The organism is Pseudoalteromonas sp. APC 3355 (genome assembly GCF_030407615.1).
In the GTDB taxonomy this organism is placed as follows: domain Bacteria; phylum Pseudomonadota; class Gammaproteobacteria; order Enterobacterales; family Alteromonadaceae; genus Pseudoalteromonas; species Pseudoalteromonas distincta.
The window spans coordinates 1-607 of sequence record NZ_JASDDB010000008.1 but is presented as its reverse complement, the minus strand read 5'-3'; the positions used below and the strand labels follow the sequence as shown (position 1 = coordinate 607).

Sequence of the window (607 nt, the reverse complement as noted above, 5' to 3'; positions counted from 1 at the left end):
CGTTTCATTCTTATTTATTTAAGTGGTTGCGGAAGCCTGAACTTATAAAAGGTGAACCGACGACCTTCGGGTTATGAGCCTCAATATACACACTAAATTTCAGACATAAAAAAACACGCTTTGAGCGTGCCGTTTCATTCTTATTTATTTAAGTGGTTGCGGAAGCCTGAACTTATAAAAGGTGAACCGACGACCTTCGGGTTATGAGCCACAATATACACACTAAATTTTAGACATAAAAAAACACGCTTTCATTCTTATTTATTTCAGTGGTTGCGGGAGCCTGAACTTATAAAAGGTGAACCGACGATCTTCGGGTTATGAGCCACAATATACACACTAAATTTTAGACATAAAAAAACACGCTTTAAGCGTGTCATTTCATTCTTATTTATTTCAGTGGTTGCGGAAGCCTGAACTTATAAAAGGTGAACCGACGACCTTAGGGTTATGAGCCACAATATACACACTAAATTTTAGACATAAAAAAACACGCTTTAAGCGTGCCGTTTCATTCTTATTTATTTCAGTGGTTGCGGGAGCCGGATTTGAACCGACGACCTTCGGGTTATGAGCCCGACGAGCTACCAGACTGCTCCATCCCGCG

1 tRNA gene is annotated in these 607 nt (G+C 40.2%); it reads right to left on the bottom strand.

What is annotated here, in order from left to right:
• Positions 1-530 precede the first annotated feature (530 nt).
• A tRNA-Met gene (locus QMA08_RS11360) sits at positions 531-607 on the bottom strand.